General features: G+C 46.9%; 19 protein-coding genes. 6 read left to right on the top strand and 13 right to left on the bottom strand.

What is annotated here, in order from left to right:
- Positions 1-258: 258 nt before the first annotated feature.
- Both ilvB and QUA57_RS21875 read right to left on the bottom strand, forming a co-directional pair.
- Positions 259-2,094, bottom strand: coding sequence for a biosynthetic-type acetolactate synthase large subunit (ilvB, locus tag QUA57_RS21880; RefSeq protein ID WP_333035390.1), 1,836 nt, complete (start codon positions 2,092-2,094; stop codon positions 259-261).
- Between the two features lie 571 nt (positions 2,095-2,665).
- Positions 2,666-3,964 (bottom strand): MFS transporter, encoded by a 1,299-nt coding sequence (locus QUA57_RS21875; protein WP_333063536.1) that lies wholly within the window; start codon positions 3,962-3,964, stop codon positions 2,666-2,668.
- A gap of 353 nt (positions 3,965-4,317) precedes the next feature.
- On the opposite strand from QUA57_RS21875, the gene QUA57_RS21870 reads away from it, so the two are divergent.
- On the top strand, positions 4,318-4,656 hold the full coding sequence (locus QUA57_RS21870; RefSeq protein ID WP_006633346.1) for a P-II family nitrogen regulator: 339 nt from the start codon (positions 4,318-4,320) through the stop codon (positions 4,654-4,656).
- Between the two features lie 156 nt (positions 4,657-4,812).
- Here QUA57_RS21870 and rdgB read toward each other — a convergent pair whose 3' ends face one another.
- The 7 genes from rdgB to QUA57_RS21835 all read right to left on the bottom strand — a co-directional run bounded on the left by rdgB (position 4,813) and on the right by QUA57_RS21835 (position 12,539).
- Positions 4,813-5,400: an RdgB/HAM1 family non-canonical purine NTP pyrophosphatase gene (gene rdgB, locus QUA57_RS21865; protein WP_333063557.1), complete on the bottom strand. Its 588-nt coding sequence runs from the start codon at positions 5,398-5,400 to the stop codon at positions 4,813-4,815.
- Between the two features lie 241 nt (positions 5,401-5,641).
- Complete coding sequence (locus QUA57_RS21860) at positions 5,642-7,066, bottom strand: phosphoglucomutase/phosphomannomutase family protein (protein ID WP_333063537.1); 1,425 nt, start codon at positions 7,064-7,066, stop codon at positions 5,642-5,644.
- Between the two features lie 269 nt (positions 7,067-7,335).
- Positions 7,336-8,070: a GTP cyclohydrolase I FolE gene (gene folE / locus QUA57_RS21855; protein WP_333035382.1), complete on the bottom strand. Its 735-nt coding sequence runs from the start codon at positions 8,068-8,070 to the stop codon at positions 7,336-7,338.
- 110 nt (positions 8,071-8,180) lie between these two features.
- Positions 8,181-8,906, bottom strand: a complete 726-nt coding sequence (locus QUA57_RS21850; protein ID WP_333063538.1) for an SDR family oxidoreductase — start codon at positions 8,904-8,906, stop codon at positions 8,181-8,183.
- A 242-nt stretch (positions 8,907-9,148) separates the two neighbouring features.
- Positions 9,149-10,129 (bottom strand): acetyl-CoA carboxylase carboxyl transferase subunit alpha, encoded by a 981-nt coding sequence (gene accA / locus QUA57_RS21845; protein ID WP_333035380.1) that lies wholly within the window; start codon positions 10,127-10,129, stop codon positions 9,149-9,151.
- 549 nt (positions 10,130-10,678) lie between these two features.
- Positions 10,679-11,701, bottom strand: a complete 1,023-nt coding sequence (locus QUA57_RS21840; protein ID WP_333035377.1) for a long-chain acyl-[acyl-carrier-protein] reductase — start codon at positions 11,699-11,701, stop codon at positions 10,679-10,681.
- Between the two features lie 145 nt (positions 11,702-11,846).
- Complete coding sequence (locus tag QUA57_RS21835) at positions 11,847-12,539, bottom strand: aldehyde oxygenase (deformylating) (protein ID WP_333063539.1); 693 nt, start codon at positions 12,537-12,539, stop codon at positions 11,847-11,849.
- Positions 12,540-12,603: 64 nt separating this feature from the next.
- Between QUA57_RS21835 and QUA57_RS21830 the strand changes: the two genes are divergently transcribed.
- The 3 genes from QUA57_RS21830 to QUA57_RS21820 all read left to right on the top strand — a co-directional run bounded on the left by QUA57_RS21830 (position 12,604) and on the right by QUA57_RS21820 (position 14,347).
- On the top strand, positions 12,604-12,801 hold the full coding sequence (locus QUA57_RS21830; protein WP_333251327.1) for a hypothetical protein: 198 nt from the start codon (positions 12,604-12,606) through the stop codon (positions 12,799-12,801).
- A gap of 235 nt (positions 12,802-13,036) precedes the next feature.
- Complete coding sequence (locus QUA57_RS21825) at positions 13,037-13,855, top strand: carbohydrate ABC transporter permease (RefSeq protein WP_333063542.1); 819 nt, start codon at positions 13,037-13,039, stop codon at positions 13,853-13,855.
- A 243-nt stretch (positions 13,856-14,098) separates the two neighbouring features.
- Positions 14,099-14,347, top strand: a complete 249-nt coding sequence (locus tag QUA57_RS21820) for a transporter suffix domain-containing protein (RefSeq protein ID WP_333063543.1) — start codon at positions 14,099-14,101, stop codon at positions 14,345-14,347.
- 60 nt (positions 14,348-14,407) lie between these two features.
- On the opposite strand, the gene QUA57_RS21815 is transcribed toward QUA57_RS21820, so the two are convergent.
- The gene (locus tag QUA57_RS21815) at positions 14,408-15,436 is read right to left on the bottom strand and encodes a hypothetical protein (RefSeq protein WP_190658767.1); all 1,029 of its coding nucleotides are present in this window, start codon (positions 15,434-15,436) and stop codon (positions 14,408-14,410) included.
- A gap of 364 nt (positions 15,437-15,800) precedes the next feature.
- On the opposite strand from QUA57_RS21815, the gene QUA57_RS21810 reads away from it, so the two are divergent.
- Positions 15,801-15,983, top strand: a complete 183-nt coding sequence (locus QUA57_RS21810; RefSeq protein ID WP_333063558.1) for a DUF433 domain-containing protein — start codon at positions 15,801-15,803, stop codon at positions 15,981-15,983.
- 133 nt (positions 15,984-16,116) lie between these two features.
- Positions 16,117-18,234, top strand: coding sequence for a pentapeptide repeat-containing protein (locus QUA57_RS21805; protein WP_333063544.1), 2,118 nt, complete (start codon positions 16,117-16,119; stop codon positions 18,232-18,234).
- Between the two features lie 98 nt (positions 18,235-18,332).
- On the opposite strand, the gene QUA57_RS21800 is transcribed toward QUA57_RS21805, so the two are convergent.
- The 3 genes from QUA57_RS21800 to QUA57_RS21790 all read right to left on the bottom strand — a co-directional run bounded on the left by QUA57_RS21800 (position 18,333) and on the right by QUA57_RS21790 (position 22,219).
- Positions 18,333-18,605, bottom strand: coding sequence for a hypothetical protein (locus tag QUA57_RS21800; protein WP_333063545.1), 273 nt, complete (start codon positions 18,603-18,605; stop codon positions 18,333-18,335).
- Between the two features lie 91 nt (positions 18,606-18,696).
- Complete coding sequence (locus QUA57_RS21795; RefSeq protein ID WP_333063546.1) at positions 18,697-18,975, bottom strand: hypothetical protein; 279 nt, start codon at positions 18,973-18,975, stop codon at positions 18,697-18,699.
- Between the two features lie 40 nt (positions 18,976-19,015).
- Complete coding sequence (locus QUA57_RS21790; RefSeq protein WP_333063547.1) at positions 19,016-22,219, bottom strand: efflux RND transporter permease subunit; 3,204 nt, start codon at positions 22,217-22,219, stop codon at positions 19,016-19,018.
- Positions 22,220-22,312: the final 93 nt, after the last annotated feature.

The following is a 22,312-nucleotide window of genomic DNA, read 5'->3' as shown; positions in this document are numbered from 1 at the left end:
CTTTTGTCCCCGTGACAAACCAGTTAAATCCCGAGGGCGCGCATCAGCAAATAGCCCAATCCCCTAATTTATTATTCAGACAATAAATCCGCCCTGCTAAATCCCCCTTAAGAAGGGGGATTTTGAGATTGCTCCGGTTCTCCCCTGATTAAGGGGGGCTAGGGGGGATCTGCCATCGCCGATAAACAGCAGTCTATGACTAGGTTTGACCTTAAGTTGAGACTAATAGGCACAGCCTAAGTCCCCACTCAAAACTCGTTAAACTTTTGTCCCGCACTCAGGACAAAACTTATTGGTCGAAACATTCTTAGCGCCGCAACTCGGACAATAAATCAACTCCGCAGATTGCAACTTGCTACGTTCAGGCAAGCCAACCATTTGAGCGTTGCTCTTACCTGGAACTACCATCGGATAGCAGTTTTCGTCCCTCGTCACCTTAACGTTCATCACCACCGGGCCCTCGTGAGCTAGCATTTGCCCGATCGCATCTTTGAGTTCCTCCGGCCGCGAAACCAGCATCCCTCTCACCCCATAAGCTTCAGCCAGCATCACAAAATCCGGCATCCCCACAGTCATATTCGACGACGAATAACGCTCCCCGTAGAATGCCTGCTGCCACTGCCGCACCATTCCCTGCCAGCCGTTATTTACAATAACAATCTTGACATTAATGCCGTATTGTGCTAATGTCCCCAGCTCTTGAATATTCATTTGCACGCTAGCATCGCCAGCAATACAAATCACTTGCTCATCGGGTAGCGCCATTTTTGCGCCCATAGCAGCCGGCACCCCGTAACCCATCGTGCCCAAACCAGCACTAGAAATCCAGCGGCGCGGCCCGTTGTTCAAGAATTGAGCCGACCACATTTGATGTTGACCGACATCTGTTGTGTAGTAAGCATCCGGCGCTTGAGTAGCCAACTCCGAAATCACCTCTTGCGGAGACAAAATGTCTGGATAATGAGGCACAACTAACGGATAGTCCTGTTTCCACTGATCGATCCTGTGCAGCCATTCCGCAGTCTGTCCGGCCTTCCCCGACACTCCAGTTTCCCGACAGCGACGCAGCAAATCGACCAAAACTTGGCGGACATCTCCGACAATCGGCACATCAGGGCCGCGATTTTTGCCTACTTCCGCCGGATCGATATCGATGTGAATCACCTTTGCGCGCGCGGCAAACTCGTCTAATTTCCCGGTCACGCGATCGTCAAACCTCGCCCCCACAGCAATCAGCAAATCGCACTCGGTAACGGCAAAATTAGCGTAAGCAGTGCCGTGCATCCCCAGCATTTTCACCGACAAAGGATGGTTTTCGTCAAAGGAACCTTTGCCCATCAGCGTTGTCGTGACCGGCAATTGGAAAAGTTCGGCGAGTTCCTTAATTTCCTCGTGGGCCCCGGCTGCGATCGCCCCGCCCCCGACATAAAGCAAAGGACGCTTTGCTTCCTGCAGCAAATAGATTGCTTGATTAATTTGCCGAGGATTTCCCTTCACCGTCGGCCGGTAGCCCGGAATTCTCACCGATCCGGGTTCCACGGGCAGATAGTCAAATTCTTCTAAACCCACATCCTTGGGCACGTCAACCAAGACTGGCCCCGGCCGCCCTGTACTCGCGATGTGGAAAGCTTCTGCCACAATTCGCGCCATATCTCTCGGGTCGCGCACTACATAAGAATGCTTGACAATTGGCAGGGTAATCCCGTAAATATCAGTTTCCTGAAACGCATCAGTGCCGATCGCCGGACGAGGAACCTGACCAGTAATAATTACCATCGGGATCGAATCCATGTGGGCTGTCGCAATCCCCGTTACCAAATTAGTTGCGCCGGGGCCCGAAGTAGCAAAACAAACCCCTACTTTGCCGGTAGCGCGGGCGTATCCGTCAGCCGCGTGAGCAGCACCTTGCTCGTGGCGCACCAGAATATGTTTGATAGCGCCAGTTTCTTCGGCGCGGTAGAGTTCGTCGTAAAGCGGCAGAATTGCACCGCCGGGATAACCAAAAATATGCTTGACGCCGTGGCGGATCAAGCTGTCAATCAGAGCAAATCCACCAGTTGCACGCCTGATGGTCACTTTAGTTTTTAGTTGCACAGAATTTCCTTCCTTAAACTAATTATGATTTTTAATGAAAGCTTTTATACTACTTTAATCTCAATTAATGAAACTAGGAAAATTTAAGTGGTGAGATTTTACAAAAGATTGCGCGACCGCAGAGAGTTAGCCCGATCGAGAAATTGTGGAACAGCAGAGGAAGAAAAGAAACAGAGGAAATAGTGGGCTCTATGCCTGTTTACTGCAATATGACGCTTTTAGAGCATTCGTGATTCGGCATTCGACAAGAAAAACAATCGTTTCAGCAATTAAGAACGTCATAATCATCAGGGCGGTTGCTATGTTATGGATCGATCGCGAAAAGAAAGCCCTCTTCCCTCTTCCCATTGGTGTCAACACTAGCCTAAAACCCTTGATAAATTTTGTTTAGACGCGAGTCTCGATCCTGCTCCCATTCCCGTTAAGAAGGGAAACTAAAGAGAATGCTCTGGTTGGCCCCAACTATCAGGGGATATCCACAATCATCGTCAAACACTAGATCGGTACTACATTTGACCTTAAGTTGACACCCATCCCCTCTGCCTTCTGCCTTCTGCCTTCTTTGCAAAGTTCAGAGAACATCCTGCAAGACTTTGCGAGTATGTTTCCAAGCTGCCATTCCCATCACGGAGACCAAAAAGCCCAAACTCAGCAACACGATCCGCAAGCCCAAGTCATCGTCGCCGACAGCATTACTGACAGCATCCGTCAGCGGGCCGGTCAGTGCTAAAGGCAGGCTCAGAGCAATATTAATGGCATTGTTTTCCAATCCAAAGACTTTGCCCCGCATAGATTCTGGAGTTTTTTCTTGAATCAGAGCCTGCATCGGCCCGTTAATTAAGGAAGCACCAAAACCGAACAGAGCACTCAATCCGAATCCCACCCATAACTGTCGAGTAAAGGCAAACATTGCTAATACAAAACCCATCATCAAGAAACCGATTAAAGGCAGAGGTTTGTGGTGCATTCGATGACCCCAGTGTCCCAAAAAGGCTGCACCGAAGACCATTCCAATTCCCGCAGCAGCGAGCAAAAAGCCAAATTGAGTTTCTTTGAGACCTATTTTGCCTGAAAGCGCGATCGCCAGCACCTGAAGCGCCGCAAACACGGAATACAAAATTGTCAACTGCACCATCGCGTTGCTGACAAGGTGATTGTGTTTCAAATAGCGCAAACCTTCTTTGAGATCTTGCCAAGGATGGACGTTTTTGCCACTGCTACCGGCATGACTTTCTTTGATCCGCATGGCATAGATCAAACCGGCAGATATCAGGTACAACCCGCCCAGCATAAACTCTTGAGAATCGGCTCCGAAGCTGTGTTTTACCCAACTAAACAGCGGTTCGCCGATCGTCATCCCGACAATAATCCCGCCCATTGTGGACGAGGCGAACAGCGCATTTGCCGACATCAGTCCCTCTCGCCCCACGGCCAGGGGGATTGCAGCCTGCTCTGCCGGAGCAAAAAATTGCGTTACGGTAGAGATCAAAAACGTCATCGTCAACAAAACCACGAAAGCTTTGGGCAAAAACGGCAAAGCTACAATCAACCCGGCTCGAATCACGTTGCAGGCGACCAGCATTTGTTTTTTGGAAAAGCGGTCTACCACGATACCGGCTATGGAACCAAAGACGATCGCCGGCACTGTGTAGGCAATCATCACCGCTGACAGCATAGAATTTTCCGAATGTTGCCAAGAAACCGGCCAGGGTCGGTAGTCGCCGGTTTTGAGCAGAATAATCAGCAATACGTAAAAGATTTTATCCGCCACTTGGGCCAATAACTGGCCCGTCCACAAGGCGAGGAAGGGGCGATTTCTCAGTAGGGCATCAAGCCCGCTGCGGTCAGGGGGAGGGCTGGCTGGGTGCATAAGAATAGTTTAACTGACCGCCTCTGGCAATTATAGTTTTCAGCAATACGTGCAAATCTGACATAGCAAAGCGGAAACTCGGAAAACTCCTGTCTCCTGCGTTCTTTTTCTGTTTTAGCAGATCGGCGGGGGACGCCTGCTGCAGTCTTCTTAACTCTACCGCGATCAGCCGGAGCCCAGAACCCGCGCCCCCGAAAAATCCGAGAAGATTGTTAAAGGTTGGCGTGCATTTCATCGTGAGTACAAGATAGGGTAATATACTTGACAAAATACTTGCTGTTGGCCGTGATATTAAAAGATGTCACGCCGATTAAGTAATATAACGAAGGTACTAACTGTTAGGAGTGAAAAACTTGAAAAAGGTTGAAGCTATTATTCGCCCCTTTAAACTAGACGAAGTGAAAATCGCACTCGTCAATGCTGGTATTGTGGGGATGACTGTTTCTGAAGTTAGAGGTTTTGGCCGTCAGAAGGGCATGACAGAACGCTATCGCGGTTCTGAGTACACCGTTGAGTTCTTGCAAAAGCTCAAGGTGGAGATTGTTGTGGAAAACGATCAAGTTGACATGGTGGTTGATAAAATTATCGCGGCTTCCCGCACGGGCGAGATTGGCGACGGCAAGATTTTCATCTCTCCTGTAGAACAAATTATTCGGATTCGGACTGGGGAAAAGAACTTGGAGGCAATCTAAGATACTGGGGCATTGGGCATTGGCCAAACAGGGCATTGGTAATTGGTTATCGGTAACTAATCATTGCCAACGAAATACCTCTTTCCTGTTCAGTTTTGATACCTAAGTGTCAATATCCAATGCCACAGTTACCCCCTGTTTGGGCTTTTTTATTCATTAGGAGTTGACAAGGTTCGGCATTTGTGGTAATAGAGCATGAAAGGCTCGACCGCGGTGAGAGTGTGATCGCTTGAGATCGGGTGTCATTTCTGCAAAAGTCTGTTGCTGTGTGGGTACGTAGAAAATGGGGTCATATCCGAAACCTCCCGTACCGCGAGGAGTGTGGAGGATTTCGCCACGGCAAATTCCTTCTACTTGCAAGGCAATTGTACCGTCGGGACGGGCGATCGCGATCGCGCAAACAAATTGTGCTTCCCGGTTTTGTTCGCTACCCAATTCTTTGAGAAGTCGAGATATCCTGTCAGCATCAGTTTTCCCGTAGCGTGCGGAGTAAATCCCAGGTTGGCCGTCGAGTGCGTCTACCATTAAACCAGAATCATCGGCGATTGACCATTTGCCCGTTGCTTTTGCCACTTCAGACGCCTTCAAGCAAGCATTAGCAATAAAAGTTTCGCCTGTTTCCTCGATTTCCAACTCTTCCGGTTTTAGTTCCAATTCCCATCCCAAATCCTGAAGATAAACTTGCATTTCCTTGAGTTTACCCGGATTCCCCGTAGCTACAACTAGCAATTTGCGATCGGTCATTATTTTCATTAAAATTTACCCAGGGATTTTTTACGAACTGCGAAGACGCGAAGGACGCGAAGAAGAGAAGAGAAATAGTTCACAATTAATCGGAGAATTGCTATGGCACTACTATTTTATTTAGGAAGAAGATTTTTTTAACCGCAGAGGGCGCAGAGGACACGGAGAAAGAGAGATTTGATATCAATTTATCTGCGTTCATCTGCGTTCATCTGCGTTCATCTGCGGTTGAAAACTCCGATTAATTATGCGCCCAAGCTTTCGACCAGTTTAAGTTTTGCATAACTTCTTTCAATGTCGCCGCTTCTGAATACAGCCGCAACACGGGTTCGGTTCCGCTAAACCGAATTAACAGCCAACTTCCGTCAGCTAAGCGGAATTTATATCCGTCAACTTTGTTGCAATCTACAACTGCTTTGCCGGCGATTTCTGTTAAGGGTTGATTTTGCAGCAGCGACAGCAAACGCGACCTTTCTTCCATGTTTGCTAAGTGCAAGTCGATTCTGTCATAAGCTGAAGTAAAGCTTGTTTCTTGTTGCAGTCGGCTGTAAATTTCGCTTAAGTCTTCCCCGGATTTGACAACTGCTTCTAACAAGTACAGCGCTGCCAGTAAAGCATCTCGTTCGGGGATGTGTGTACCGTAGCCAATTCCTCCCGATTCTTCGCCACCGACTAAGACTTGGGTGGTTAACATTCGATCGGCTATATACTTGTAACCGATCGGCGTTTCAAATAAAGGCAAGTTGTACAGCTTGGCAATTTTGGGAATTATATCTGAACCGCTGACTGTTTTGATGACTTCCCCCGTCAAGCCGCGCCGTTTTGCTAAATGTTCGATTAAGATGGGAACTAGGATTTGTGAACTGAGAAAGTTGCCGCTAGAGTCAACGGCTGCAATTCGATCGCTATCTCCGTCAAATACAAATCCGATGGACAAACCTGAACTTTTCCGCTGGTGAGTTCGCATCACGCGGAACAACTGCGACAGGTAGCGCGGCAAAGGTTCCGGTGCACCGCCGCCGAACAGCGGATCTCGATCGCTGTTGACTTCATGTACCGGAACTTCTAAAATTTGAGCTAATCCTCCGGCGGCGGCACCGTGCATTACATCTACAAATACTGTAATTTTGCCGCTGGCGATTGCTTCTTTAATCCCCTCAATATCTACCATTTCCCGCAAGGTTTTGCAGTAAGCCGGCCAAGGATTGAAATTCTCCAATTTGCCTGGAGTTGCTGAAAGTGCCGCCGGATTTTCGAGTTTTGCTTCTATCTGTTGAGTAACTTCGGGCGAAACTGAACCGCCAAATCCGCCCTTGACTTTTAACCCTAAATATGCACCGGGGTTGTGGCTGGCTGTCAGGACGATCGCACCCAAAGCATTTAATTGTTTGGCAGCTAAACTGAAAGCTGGAGTGGGGGCGTAGGATTCGCTCAGCAGCACGTCAAATCCTGCATTTTGGACGGCAACAGCCACTGTTTTGGCAAATTCTTCAGCCAGAAATCGGCGGTCGTAACCGACAATTACGGTACCGCTGCTGCCATCGCTACTGCCGATTTGTGCGAGAACTTGTGCCGCTAGGGGAGCGACTAACGCTACGCGATCGAATGTAAAATCGTCAGCAATGATACCGCGCCAGCCATCTGTACCGAATTTAATAGGATTCATTTAGTCACAAGTCATTAGTCACCCGTCTATTTTATGGGTTTATCAGTCGATCGTCATCTGATTTTAGATTTTAGATTTTAGATTAGGGAATTGCTTCCACAGCCTTTCCTCTGGCTATTGACAGTTGACTGTTAGCTGCTGACTGTTGGCTGGCTGTCATTAGCGTTGCTGGATAGATTATGTTCGGTTTCGTCCCTCAACCCAACTTACTAATTACTGTTAACTGCCAAATGCCAACTGCCAACTGCCAACTGTCAACTGTCAACCGACTAAAAGAATGCCGGTTGGTGGCGGATCAAATTCAGGAATTCTTCGCGAGTTTTCTGTTCCTCTTGGAACACGCCCAACATTGCACTCGTAACCGTCCAAGCACCGGGTTTTTGTACACCCCGCATCGTCATGCACATATGGCTGGCTTCCATTACTACGGCCACTCCCTTCGGTTCCAATATTGTCTGAACTGCTTCGGCAATTTGGCGCGTCAAACGCTCTTGCACCTGCAATCGGCGGCTGTACATCTCGGAAATTCGGGCTAATTTGCTCAATCCCACTACTTTTTGGTTGGGAATGTAAGCAATATGAACTCGACCCATAAACGGCAGCATATGGTGTTCGCACATACTGAATACGCTGATGTCTCGCACCAGTACCATTTCGTTGTGGCCTTCGTCAAAGATAGCGCCGTTGAGGAGTTCTTCGAGGGATTGACTGTAACCACTGGTGAGAAACCGCATTGCTTCTGCTACCCGTTTTGGGGTTTTGAGCAATCCTTCACGTTCGGGGTCTTCTCCTACTCCCAGCAGCATTGTACGAACGGCTTCCATCATTTCTTCCATGCCTACTTCTGAAGGTTTGGGCACGCTGGATTCTTGACCGTTCGAGGAATTGCGATCTGGTCGAGTTGGGATGCGCGGGGTGTTGTTGTCTGCGGTTTGTAACAGTTTCATGCTGTCAGTCGAGATTGAGTTCGAGCCATTGGAATCGGGGGAAGATGCAATTGTCATAACAATTTGGTGTGAGGGTGAATCGATTTGCGATTTTGGATTGGGGGATATAGCTATAGATTCAAAGATTGTTGAATTCGAGAAAAATCCAGCAGTCTAAAATCTCAAGTTCACAAAACTCCTGCGTTGGACATGAGCGTGATTTCTTCAATTACTGCACTTGCTGGCAACTGAACTGCGTGCAGAATTGATTGGGCCACGATTTCTGGGGTTAACATGGAGCTGCGATCGAAGTCGGCGTCTACGGTGTCTGTGTCCCACAGGGGAGTGTTGACAGAACCCGGACAGATTGCTGTTACGCGAATTCCGTGAGTCCGTTCTTCGGCGGCTAAGGTTTTAGACAAAGCCATGAGACCGAATTTGCTGACGCAGTAGGCTCCCCAGTTGGGGAAGGCTTGGGTGCCGGCGATCGAGGAAACGTTGATGATGATTCCCGATCTGCGATCGCGCATGGAGGGCAAAACTCCTAAAATGCACTGCCAAACGCTAGTCAGATTGAGGTCTAGAACGCTCTGCCACTCGGCTAGGGGCGTTTCCGTCAAAGAGCCGGTGTAGCCCATGCCGGCGCTGTTGACCAGGATATCTACGGAACCCAATTGAGATGCGATCGCGCTGATGCTGCTTTGCACTTGCTCAATTTTTGCCAAGTCTAAGGGATAAGCTTCTGCTTTCACTCCGACTTCTCGGGCTGCTGCGGCAACGGCTTCTAAGTTTTCCGACTCTCGGCTAACTAAGGCCAGATTTATGCCCTCGGCGGCGAACGCTAGAGCCGTCGCTTTGCCAATACCGCTGCTGGCTCCGGTTATCAGAGCCTGCTTTGTTGTTGGATGGTTCATTCAGTGTCCTAATACTTTCGCTCGGCAACTTCCTACAGCGTTGCAGCCTTCTTCGGCAAATTAAACAACTGTCTGCTGCGGGTGATAACAGTTAATTATGAGATGAACATTAAGAACTGTTAAGCCGGTGTCACCTGAGAAATTATAACACTGCTGACTGATCGGCAGAATAATGAGCTGTGAGTTATGAGTTTAAAGTTAAGAATTTTTAACTCATAACTGATAACTCTGAATCGATCGGCTCAAGCAGAAATTTCAGTGAATACACCTATGTGGCGAAACTTTTGATACCGAAGCTCGCGTCGCTGCTGAGCCGTAAGCTGTGTGAGTTCTGCTAAGTTTTCCAACAAAGCTTGTTTGAGTATGGAAGCAGCTTTGAGGGGATTCGAGTGAGCGCCACCGATCGGCTCGGGTACGATTTGATCGAGAATACCGAGGTTTTTCAAATCCCAGGAAGTGATTTTCAGGGCTTCTGCGGCCAAGTTAGCTTTGCCAGAGTCTTTCCAGAGAATGGCCGCGCAAGCTTCGGGAGTGGCGACGGTGTAGACGGAATGTTCCAGCATCAACAGCCGCTCGCCGACACCGATACCCAAAGCGCCGCCGGAACCGCCTTCGCCGATGACGGTGCAAATAATGGGAACGTCGAGGCGAAACATTTCTCGGAGGTTACAGGCGATCGCCTCTCCCTGTCCGAGCTGTTCTGCTTCTAAGCCCGCCCAAGCCCCCGGAGTGTCGATAAAGGTGAAAATTGGCATTCCGAAGCGATCGGCGTGTTCCATCAACCGCAGGGCTTTGCGGTAGCCGCCGGGAGCAGCCATACCGAAGTTGCGGGCGATATTGTCTTTAGTGTCGCGCCCTTTTTGATGGCCGATAATGACTGTGGGACGCCCATCTATGCGGGCAATTCCACCGACGAGGGCCGGGTCGTCTCCGCCCCGCCGATCGCCGTGAAGCTCGATCCACTCGTCGCTAATTGCCTGAATGTAATCGAGCGTGCTGGGGCGGCGCGGGTGACGGGCGAGTTGCAGCCGCTGCATGGGGGACAAACTGCTGAAAATTTCTTGTCGCAGTTGGGCTGAGCGAGCTTCGAGTTTGCGGATTTCGTCGGTGACATCGACGCTGTTTTCTTCGGCGAGTTCGCGAATCTGGTGAATTCGGCCTTCGAGTTCGGCCAGGGGCTTTTCAAAATCTAAGAGTAAGGGTTTACGATCTGGGTTTGGCACGCGGATAATTTCTATAAGGTTTTGTCGATCGACTATTTTCCGATCCTACCCTGTCAGGGGATGCTGAAAAAGAGGGGAAATTTGGAAGTTGTAAATTTTGAATTATGCTTGGCTTACTAAGCTGGTTGAAAACCAGAGGCTGGAGCCTCGTTTTTTGCTACACTATTTTGGCTTACTTCTGAGTTTTAGGCCCATATTTCCCAGCGCTCCTGGGTTCCCCATCGCCACAAAAGACCTAACCCTGCTGAACTGTTCCCAACTCCAAAAAGCGACACCAGCGCGATCGAACTGACCCCTTCGGAAGCTTTAACAGCCGTGTCTATATTACCTTTTTTCGCCAAAATTCAAATATCAGAAGAATTAAAGACCAACTCTTGCCACCAATCACATCCGCTTGTTCCGAACTACAAACTACTTTTCTTCGGGTTGTGTGAGCTGCTCTAATGTTAATAGTTAAGTGTTAAAAATTCACTATTAACTGTATAAAAAAAGTTACTGGTTATTATCAGAAAAACTTTCCTCAATAACCAATAACCACAACAAATCACATCAAAATGACATTAAAGGTCTGAAACCGTGCTTGACAGAAATATGACCGATTTGCTCCATCTTTTCCACAGTAATTTGATTGCGTCCCCAAGAAAAGTTGGTATACATTTTTTCAAATTCCAGCAGCATTGATTCAGCAAAACAGGCAAACAATTGTCGGCCCGGTACATCCATATTGACAATCTTCATAATTTTCCACTCAATATCGAGGGAATGCTCCACAATGCCGCCATTGAGTACGTAAATTTCTGGATGCTGAACCTGAGTTGCCAGATTTTTCGGATAGCCACCGTCAATCAATAAACATGGTTGCTTCAATGTCTTAGGGTCAATTTCTACTCCCTTGGGCATACTGGCTACCCACACTACAATATCCGCTTGGGGGAGGGCTTCTTCCAAGTCCATAATTTTGCCTCGGCCCAATTCCGATTGCAAATCTTGCAATCGTTCTTTGTCGCGGGCAATGAGCAACAATTCTGCTACATTTGTTTTAACATTGAGCCAGCGACACACAGCACTGCCAATATCGCCAGTAGCACCACAAACGGCTACCGTGGCTTTTGAAAGTTCAATCCCCAATTTAGGGGCTGCTTCTTCTACTTGGCGGCAGAGGATGTAAGCCGTGTGAGTGTTACCAGTGGTGAAGCGTTCAAACTCCAACTTGAGATTGCGAATTTGCTTAATTTGCTGCAAGTTGAAAGTCTCAAAAATGATCGAAGAAAAGCCGCCTAAAGCAGTGATGTTAATCCCGTTTTTTTGAGCGTGTGCCATCGCATTAAGGATTTTGCGAGTAGCTGCTTTAATCCGGCGAGTGGCTAGCATTTCTGGCAAAAAACAGGATTCCACATAGCGGCCTTCTATTTTTTGTCCAGTGATGCTTGTTACCGTGATCTGATCAACTATTTGGGGCGGTGCGCTGCACCAAAAATCGAGACCTTGATCGGCATATTCTGGATAGCCCAGCTCGTTAGCTACTGATTGGGCGTGTTCTAAGCTGGTTAAGTGACCGATTAGACCAAACATTAAGTTGTCAAATGAAGGAAGATTGAAGATGGGAAGATGGGAAGATGGGAAGATGGGAAGATTAAAAATGTATATTTTAAAATGAGGTATCCCATTTTTAATTTTTAATTTTTAATTTTTTTCCCATTCCTTATTTCCAAATTAACTAGGCTGCGAGGCCCTGTGCTGACATCCGCATGATATCGCGGTTGTTAAAGCCTATGTTGCCTAGGGCTTCGCCGTAGGCAATCATAAAGTCTTCGATTAAAGCGTCTTTTTCCATTCCCAAAACGCGGGCATCGTCTGCGACAGAGTTTAGCAGTCTCCAGATGATGGGCAGGTTTTGGCGGTTGGCAGCTTCGAGTTCGGCTTTGGATTCCTCAAAGTGAGCTTGCAGCCAGACTTCCCCAAAGTTGAGGTGGGTGTATTCTTCTTTGACGACGCCTTCGGTGATTTTGCGAGCAAAGTCATCGGCGACGGGGATGTAGATGTTGTAAGCTGCGATCGCAAAACACTCGATAATTAGCGATTGAATCAACAAGCAAGTTACAATCTGACCTTGGGCCGCTGCCGTCTGGAAGTTTTTGTGCAGTTCCGCAAAGAACTCTTTGGCAAATGCCATGTCCGGCGTGACTTTAAGATTCCGGCCACAAGCTTGGAAGCCTTTCATGTGGCGGTTCTCCATCTTGGACAAGCCAACTAACTCTGCTTTTTTGTCCGCCAACAGTTCGGCCAGTGTCAGGTAATTGTCGTGAGCTTCTTGTTCGCCTTCAATCACAATGGCGTTGATGCGGCTGTAAGCATCTTTGTAAGTTTCGGTTTGAAAGTCAATTGTTGGGCTGGCCTCAAGCTGGGGCATAGATATGTATTCTCCTCATATAAGCTTGTGGGATGTTTGGAAACCCCTTTAAAATTGGGGGTCAGTGACAGTGCACTTTACCTTTTTTGAACGCACCCCATCTAAATCAGAGATTATAGCTGAGGATTCTTTCGACAAAGAACTTTTCTTTGACGTTCCGGGAAAAACTGGCGTCCTCAGCGTGTTGGCCGGACTTTTGCCGTCGAACACTCCAGAAAGACTATCGCTAGAATGCTATCTATTTACTAATTACTTGAATTAGTCGTTAGTCGATCTTGTGCCCGGAAATAGATGATAGAAATACGGTCTATGTCTCCACCTTTAAGGGTTTTACAGTACCAACTCTATCTGTAACATTATATCCTAACCACAACTTTCTCGCTTGGTACTCCTTCTTTCCCTCTACGACATATTATGTTGTTGTATGGGAATCCTCTGGGAGGCGATCGGGTTGTACAACCTCACAGGCTTATTATTTTAGGTTAATTCACAAATTTATGGGTAAATCCTTTGACAGATCTCAAGCGCTGGAATTGCTGAGTTTTATTTTGTTGCTGGCGGGGGCTGCGCTGGTGCTGCTGCCGCTGGCTGCTGTATTTTTGGTTTCGCTGTCACCATCTGGTGTTGGTGTCAAGGCCACAGGCTTGACTTTGGCGAACTATCAGGAGGCTTGGCGACGGGGCAATTTTTTGTTGGCATTCCTTAATTCTACTCTAGTGGCGCTGGCAGTGACGGGTTTTCAGGTTGTAACTTCTGCTTTGGCCGGTTATGCTTTGGCCAGGCTGAAGTTTCGGGGGCGACAGGCGATTGTTTTGGGGGTTTTGGCGACGCTGGTAATTCCCTTTCAGCTTTTGGTGATTCCCATTTTCATTGTTTTGAAGTGGGGCCATCTGCTGAATACTTACGGGGCGCTGATTTTGCCTACGGCGGCTAACGGTTTTGGGATTTTTCTGCTGCGCCAGTATTTTATGACTGTTCCGGTGGAGTTGGAGGAGGCTGCAATGCTGGATGGGGCTAATCGCTGGCAGGTTTTGTGGCAGGTGATGTTACCTTTGGCCCGCCCTGCTTTGGTGACGCTGTTTTTGTTTACCTTTATCGGCGAGTGGAACGATTTGTTTAAGCCGCTGGTGTTTACGACGCGACCGGAGTTGCGGACTGTGCAGTTGGTTCTGGCGGAATTTCAGGAACAGTTTACTAGCAGTTGGCAGTTGTTAATGGCGGCGGTGGTAATTGGAACTGTGCCGGTGGTGTTGCTGTTTTTGACCGGTCAACGGCAGTTTATTCGCGGGATTGCGGCGACGGGGATTAAGAATTGAGTAGGAGATGCTTGGCAATTAAGTTTGTAGTCATTTGTGGAACCATTCTCAAGAACAGGCTTTCCGGCCTGTTCCCCAAGAACATTTAGTATTTGTGGAATAGGCCGGAAAGCCTGTTGCTGACATTGGTACAAGATGTGAATTTGTAGTCACTCGGCGATTGAACTCGCTACTATACAAACAAAATCTACTCCAAGCGGACTAAGAGATAAAGGGGATATCAAAGCGGTATTATGTGAATCTATGCAGAAGCTCGGTTTATTTTTATTTATCGTATCTTTTCTACCGTGGTTGGCAGTCTTATTTGTTGTGCCATTCCTGCCGCTGAACATTACCCAAAAAACTACTTTATCTGTCGTTCTGGCTGTTGGGGCGGAAGTTTGTTTTTGGATTAGCGTAGTGCTGTTGGGGAAAGAAGTCGTTACCAAATATCGGCGTTATTTGCATCCGCGATATCTTTGGAAAAAAATCAAAAATTTTAACCGCAGATGAACAGGACTCAACGCAGGTATTCAGCCTGGATGTGAGGGTTTATCTGCGGTCAAGGTTGAGCTATTCGCTAAAAATTTGCAAGCGAATAGAGCGTTCTCCGTCGCCAAAATCCACTTCTATCTTTTCTCCCGAAAGAGTGTCCAAGCATCCCAAAAGCAATCGCAAATTGGGTGTGCTTGCTCCTGTATCCACGTACAATCTATCTGCCAAACTGCCTAAACGCTTCCAAATAGTGTAGAGTTTGACTACTGTTTGTTCTAGCTGTGCGGCTTGTTTTACAACGTCGGCGGTGGTTCCCAAACAGCCTACTCGCAAAGACTCTTCTAATGCCATTTCCATGTCTAAATGAGACTGATTGAGAGCTTGCACTTGGGCAGCGGCGTCGAGATATTTTGATAAGTTCTTGGCGTCGGATGTTAGCTGTTTGACAGTATCTACGTCGGGATTTTCTGCTACTTCTTTTTGAATTTCGCTTTGGTGAGATGGGGAGAGTTTCTCCATTTCTTTGACTAAAGGAGCGAGGTAGCGCGAAGGGAGAGAACCGGTAGATGCTTTTTCTTTGACTTCTTCTGGCAATAAATCTGAGTTCATTGCCATCCATTCGTCGGATAGTTGTTTGACTTCGCGGCGGGTGATGCGATCGCCATTTGCTGCTGCATCTGTTACCATTTGCTGGACTTCTGGAGATGCTTTGGCGGTTTCTACAAAGGCTCTTTTGCTGAAGTTTCTAATGGAATCAGGGTCTAAATCTCCTTGCTGGATCAGAGTATCCGCACTATTAGCTAATTCTATCAAAGAATAGGCTTGACTTTTGCCAATTTCTCTTTCTTTGAGCCAGTTCAAAAAGCCTGTACCGCGTCCTTCGCCGCCTTTTTTTTCTCTGTCTCTAACTGTTCGGAGAATTCGTCCCCGCCAAATGTCGGTTTGCAAGTCGAAGCGATCGCACACTTTCCAGGCATTGTCAACCTGATTTTCAAAATCAAAGTCTGGTAGTTGTTCGTCTTCGGGGTCTGGCAATTGGAAATTGATATCAGTAAAGCCGTTGAGGGCTTCTGCAAGTTCTGCGGGATTTAGGGGGACTTCAGCCATTAGGAAAATTTTGTGTAGTGCAACAGCCGGTTTAATTTGAAACTTGCACGGGTTGACAGTTGAGACACTATATGTAGCGGTAAGGCGGGCAAGATTTACCTACTAATAGAGTTTTTGTGCAAGTCATATTATTATTGCACGATGGAGGGCGATCGGGCGAAAAGATACCCAAAAAGACTCCGAACACGCCCCGGATGGGGCTTGATGCGAGTGCTGGCTGTGGGGGATTGAGTTAAAGAGAATTAGGAAATTAAAGGAAGTAATAAAATGCTGGAAACTACCAAAAGTTACGAGTGCTCTCTCCCTTTGTTAGCCTTGAATTGATAAAATAAGCTAAAGAAAAATTGCTAGGTCAGAACAAGACATCGCTAATATCATTACGAGCGAACCGGGTAAGCTAGGTGGGAAACCTTGTATTCGAGGTATGACAATTACGGTTTATGATGTGTTGGAATATCTCGCTTCTGGGATGAGTTATGAAGAAATTTTAAATGATTTTCCCTATCTTACCCAAGACGATATTGGGGCTTGTTTGAGTTTTTATTAAATTGTTATCATATTATGTTTCGGTAATCGCTAATAATGATTGTGTAGTAAGAGCGTAAGGCTCGCGAGCTAGAAGCTTGCACTGTAGTCGTCATTAATTGACCTGACATAATATTATCTCCCTGCGTGAAATTATGCCCAAAGACTTCTCCGGTAAAAATCTCCGAGGCCACAATTTCAAAGGTCAAAACCTGACAGATGCAAAATTCATCGGTGCAGACATCCGAGGCGCAAACTTCACCAATGCCCTCCTCAGAGAAGCTGACTTCACCCGTGCCAAAGCTGGACTGCAACGTCGATGGAAAATTTTTCTAGTAACTATATCGCTATTTCTATCGTTAACATCGGGATTAATGTCAGGCTTGACTACTGGTTGGGTAACATTGTTTTTCACTCCAGATAACATCAAACTGTACACCCTGATTCCAGGTGTCTTATTGCTGATTGTTTTGGCAATCTTCTTTATTGTTACCTGGCGCCAAGGTGTGGTAGCAGGTTTAGTGGCAGGGGCAGTGGCAGGGTCAGTGGCAGGGGTAGTGGCAGTGGCAGTTGCAGGGGCAGGGGCAGGGGCAGGGGCAGGGGCAGTTGCAGGGGCAGGGGCAGGGGCAGGGGTAGTTGCAGTGGCAGGGGCAGTTGCAGGTTTAGTGGCAGAGGCAGGGACAGGGGCAGTTGCAGGGGCAGTTGCAGGGGCAGGGGCAGTTGCAGGGGCAGGGGCAGTTGCAGGGGCAGGGGCAGTTGCAGGGGCAGGGGCAGTTGCAGTTGCAGGACTAGGTATTTACAGTGCTTGGCGGGTTCTGGCTGGGGATGAGAAAGAGGCCTTGATTCGCACCATTGTCATTGCCTTTGCCACTACAGGCGGCACAAGTTTTCGCAATGCCGATTTAACTGATGCCAATTTCACTGAGGCAACCCTCAAAAGTACAGATTTTAGAACCGCCAATCTCACTCGCACTTGCTTCCGCAATACAGAAAAACTCGATCGCGCGCGAGTCGGTAATTCGATATTAGCTGATACCCGCGTCCGAGAATTACTCATCACCGGCAATGGCTACAAAAAATCCTATGTTAGTGCGAATCTCCAAGGAGCAAACCTGATAGGTGTTAATCTCAACGAGGCTAATCTCAAGCAGGCTAATCTCAACGAAGCAACTTTGCATCAAGCTAATTTGGAATCGGCAAACCTCACTGACACTCAAGTCTTGGCAACAGATTTTACAGCAGCTAGTTTTACAGGTGCTTGTTTGGAAGCTTGGAACATTGACGCTAATACAAAGCTCGATCGCGTTGACTGTCGGTTTGTTTATCTTCTAGAATATCCTCAACTGGGAACTGGCGATCGCGAACGCCGCCCTCACCACATCAGTAAATGTTTTGAACCGGGGGATTTCGAGAAACTCTATAAAAAGATTATGGAAACCGTGCAAATCCTGATCAAAGATGGGCTTAACCCCGAAGCTTTTACCGTCGCTTTTCAGAAGTTAATGCAAGAATTTCCAGACATTACACCGGAGTCAATTCAAGGAGTTGAGAAGAAAGAAAATGATGTTTTACTAACTCTCAAAGTTCCCGAAGGAACGGATAAGGGTAAAGTTGAGCAAATTTGGGACGAAGTTTATCAAGCAAGGCTAGAAGCTCAACTGCGAGCCGAGCAATTAAAATCAAAAGATGAAATTATTGCCCTTCAGAAACATTATGTGGATGTCTTTGAAGACTTAGTGAAAGCAGGGTATAATCAAAGTTTGAATCTGAATGAATTTGTAACATTGTTGACTCCGCCCCCAGTGAATGTTAAATTTATTAATGAAGTTAAATCTACATCAGAGAGTAAAGTTATGAGTGACCAAATCGACCAAAGTCGCAAAATAGAAATTACAGGCGGAACCGTTAACGCTAGCGGCGCAGGAGCGTTAAGTTTAGGTGATATCAGCGGTACTGTTGCCAATACAATTAATCAATTATCTGATTCTGCTAAACCAGATGAACCGGGAATCAAAGAATTATTGACTCAGTTACAAACAGCGATCGAGGCTGAAACTGATTTATCTGATGATGATAAAGCTGAAGCATTGGAACAGGTAAAAACTTTGGCAGAAGTAGGAAAAAATCCCCAAGAAAGTACAATGCAAAAGGCGGGGAAAACGGCAATGAAAATTTTGAAAGGGACTATTGCTGGTTTACCTAGTGCGGCGACGTTGGTAGAAGCTTGCAGTAAATTGTTGCCTGCGATCGCAAGTCTCTTACTTTTACCCTGAAATCCAATATCAACGCCCAGTAAGTAATTGTATTTTTAGGGCGGGCAAGACGCCCACCCCACGTAGATTCTTCGCTTCAATCAAAATGACAGCGCAGCTTACCGTCCAGATTTTCTCGGCGGTGTATCATCAGTCGATCGCTTCCGACGGATCAGCACGCTCATCATCTGCTTCGGATTGGCTGCACGTTGTACGGGACTCCAATCGCCGACTTCGGTAAATCCCAGCCGGTACAAAGTGAGTATGGTTTCCCTGACACCCTTGGGCGAACCGACAACCGTTAACAGCACCACTTCCTGTTCGCATACTGCTGCTGAGTCGTCATTTTGGCGATCGGAAGAGTTGTCGTCAGGCACGAATTCCTGTGACATAATATGTTCTCCTGGTTTTGGGTTTTCTAGAAAAACCCAAAAACCCAGCCGCCCCGCATTTCAACGCATAGCAGGGCGGCTACAGAGGATGTTATGATGCTCCGTTAGCCTCCAGACTGCTGATACCAGTTTGGCGGTTAGCTGTCCATTGCTGTTGGTAGCAGCTTTGGGCAGTGCAACTAGATTTTTGGGCGACGCGGGCTGCCTCCTCTACAAGCAAGCAACCTCTAACTTCAAAGCGTAGCCGCAGATGGGGGCCGCCGTCAATCGATTTTGGATTTTGGATTTTGGATTGAAGAATTGAGCCCCGGACTAATCTGGGGGTTCTGGGGGTTTTGATGTGGGATGGGGAGGTTTTGGGCGATCGCACCAATCCTACTCACAAAACGATGGTATTTTCCACTTACCAACTACAACGGCGATACTTTATCGCGTTCAATTTCCTCGTGGGGAGTTGTTTTGCCGTTCAAAACTGTGCCATCCTCGGGGAGATTGTCTAGTCGATCGCGCTTCTTAAAGCGATCGCGAGCCGAGACAACCACCACATACAGAACCGGCACTATAAACAAACTCAAGACAGTAGAAACAACCATCCCCCCCGCGATCGCATTCCCTAGCGATCGGCGGCTCGCTGCACCCGCACCTTCTGGGTTAACCAGAGGAGCAATACCCAAAACGAAAGCCAGAGAAGTCATCAAAATCGGTCGTAAACGCTCTTGAGAAGCCTCAACTGCCGCCTTAGCAATTGAATATCCCTGCTCCCGTAATTGGTTCGCAAACTCCACGATTAAAATCGCATTTTTACTAGCCAATCCAATCAACATCACCAAACCAATCTGGCAATAAACATCATTCGCCAAACCCCGCAACGACTGAGCTAAAAGAGCACCTAAAATCGCCAGAGGCACCGATAGCAAAATAATGAAAGGATCGACATAATTTTCGTACTGAGCAGCCAACACCAAAAACACAAAAATCAGCCCCAAACCGAAAATAATCGGTGCTTGACCCCCCGATTCAATTTCTTCTAAAGAACTCCCTGACCATTCATAACCAAAACCCGATGGCAAAACTTCAGCCGACACCTTTTCCATCGATTTTAGCGCCTGTCCAGAACTCGCTCCCGGCGCAGGAGAGCCAGTAATTTCAATTGACCGATATAAATTGTAGTGGTTAACAGTTTGTGCTCCGACCACCGGAGTAATCTTCACCAAATTGCTCAAAGAAATCATTTCATTCTTTCCAGAACGCACATACAATTTCCCAATATCTTCAGGGTTATCGCGAAACTGTTTATCCGCCTGAACATACACCCGATAATTGCGCTGCTGGAGGTTAAAATCATTCACATACTGAGCACCCAGAGCCGTTTGTAACGTACTGAAAACATCATTAATCGGAATATCTAGAGCCTTAGCTCGATTTCGGTCAACCTCCACAATTAACTGAGGTGTATTCGCAGCAAACGTACTAAATACCGCTTGCAATCCCGGTGTCTGATTTGCCTGCTTCAAAATCCCGCCCATAGTCTGGACTAAGCCATCTAAACCGCTGTTACCTTTGCGGTCTTGCAATTGAAATTGGAAACCCCCAAATTGACCTAAACCTTGAATAGCAGGCGGATTCACTGGGAAAATTCTAGCTTCGGGAATCGAGAAAAACTTACCCCGCAACTTACCAATAATCGCTTGTACAGTTTGATCTTCTCCGTGACGTTCTTCCCAGGGTTTCAGTGTAGTAAATATAATGCCTTGATTAGAAGTGCTACCGCTAAAACCAAATCCACCCACTGAAAAAGTCCCGACAACTTCAGGAAGTTTGAGGATTTCTTGTTCTACTTGATCCATTACTTTCTGAGTGTATTGCAGCGAAACACCTTGGGGCCCTTGAATAATTGTCATAAAATACCCCTGGTCTTCTTCCGGGATAAATGCTGTGGGCACTGATAAATAAAGCCAAGCTGTTACTCCCAGAGAAGCGATAAACACGAGGGTGACAATAGTCTTAATTCCTGTGAGAAATATTAAGGATTTTCGATATTGCCGCTGTACCCAATCGAGAATTCCATTAAAACGGTCAAAAACCCAACCTAGCGGGCCCCCAAACTTCGGCCCTCGACGCAGTAATATAGCTGAAAGTGAGGGCGTGAGAGTAATAGCAATAAAGGTAGAAAGCAGAACGGAAAAAGCAATTGTCAGCGCAAATTGTTTATAAAGCGCTCCTGTAGTTCCGGGGAAAAATGCCACTGGCACGAACACTGCCATCAACACTAAAGAAGTCGCAATTACAGCGCTAAAAAGCTCCCGCATTGACTCAAAAGCCGCTTGGCGGGAATTCATCCCTTGGCGGATCATGCGGTCTATATTTTCTACTACAATAATAGCGTCATCAACCACTAATCCCGTTGCTAATGTCAGACCAAACAGAGATAAACTGTTAATCGTAAATCCGAAAACTTTGATAAAAGCAAACGTCCCAATCAAAGAAATTGGAATTGTGATGATAGGAATAAGAGTTGTGCGCCAGTCTTGCAAGAAAAGAAAAATCACTATCACCACTAGCAATACTGATTCAAATAATGTCTTGACTACTTCTGCCATCGACTCTTCTACAAACAAAGTCGTGTCCAGCGCTACTCTATGTATCAACCCCGGAGGGAAAGCAACAGCTAGTTTTTCCATTTCTTTTTTGACGGCATGGGCAACATTCAAAGCATTACTTCCAGGCAGTTGGTAAATCCCTAAACCTACTGCATCATTGCCTCGAAATCGCAGAAATGAGCTGTAATTCTCTGCCCCTAGTTCTGCTCTCCCCACATCTTTTAATTTAACTAACGTTCCATTTGTCTCTGTTTTGAGGACGATTTCTTCAAATTCTGCTGGTTCTTTGAGGCGACTTTCAGCACGCAAGTCAATTTGATACATTTGTCCCTGCGGAGCAGGTTCTTGGCCAACTCTCCCAGCACCAACTTGCAAGTTTTGTTCGTTGAGAGCTCTCGTTACATCTTGCATTGTGAGACGGCGAGCTGCTAATTTATTGGGGTCTATCCATAAACGCATTGCATAGCGTCTTTCCCCAAAAATTCGCACGTCACCAACACCTTTTACCCGCTTTAAAGCATCTGCTAAATATAGGTCAGCGTAGTTACTTAAAAATATGGTGTCGTATTCTTTATTTTCTGTAAATAAACCGATCGCTAATAGGAGACTGGTAGATTGTTTTGTAACTGTAACTCCTGTACGCTGTACGGCATCTGGTAGTTGGGGTTGAGCAACTGCAACTCGATTTTGAACATCGACGCCGGCAATGTCTTTGTTGCGCGAGGAATCAAAGGTAGCTGTAATAGTGCTAGTGCCATCGTTACTACTACTGGAAGTTAGATATTTTAGTCCTTCAACGCCGTTTATTTGCCTTTCTAGGATGTTGGTAACTGCATTTTCGACAATTTCAGCACTCGCCCCGCTATAGTTAGCTGTGACGTTAATTTGGGTAGGGCTGATGTCAGGGAAGCGCTCGATCGGCAATGTGGGAATGCTGATGGCGCCTACCAAAATAATAATTAAGGCGCAGACGCTAGCAAAGACTGGTCGTTTAATAAAGAAATCTGCAAACATTATTTGGGTAATGGGTAGTTGTTAGTTGATAATTGCTAATTCCTAATTGCAGGCACTTCAGTCAAAAATTAAAATAGCCCCCTTTTTTATAGC

Origin of the sequence: Microcoleus sp. Pol7_B2 (assembly GCF_036701035.1) — a bacterium.
Lineage (GTDB): Bacteria > Cyanobacteriota > Cyanobacteriia > Cyanobacteriales > Microcoleaceae > Microcoleus.
Note: the sequence above shows the minus strand (reverse complement) of the source record. Positions and strands in the feature narration are given on the sequence as shown.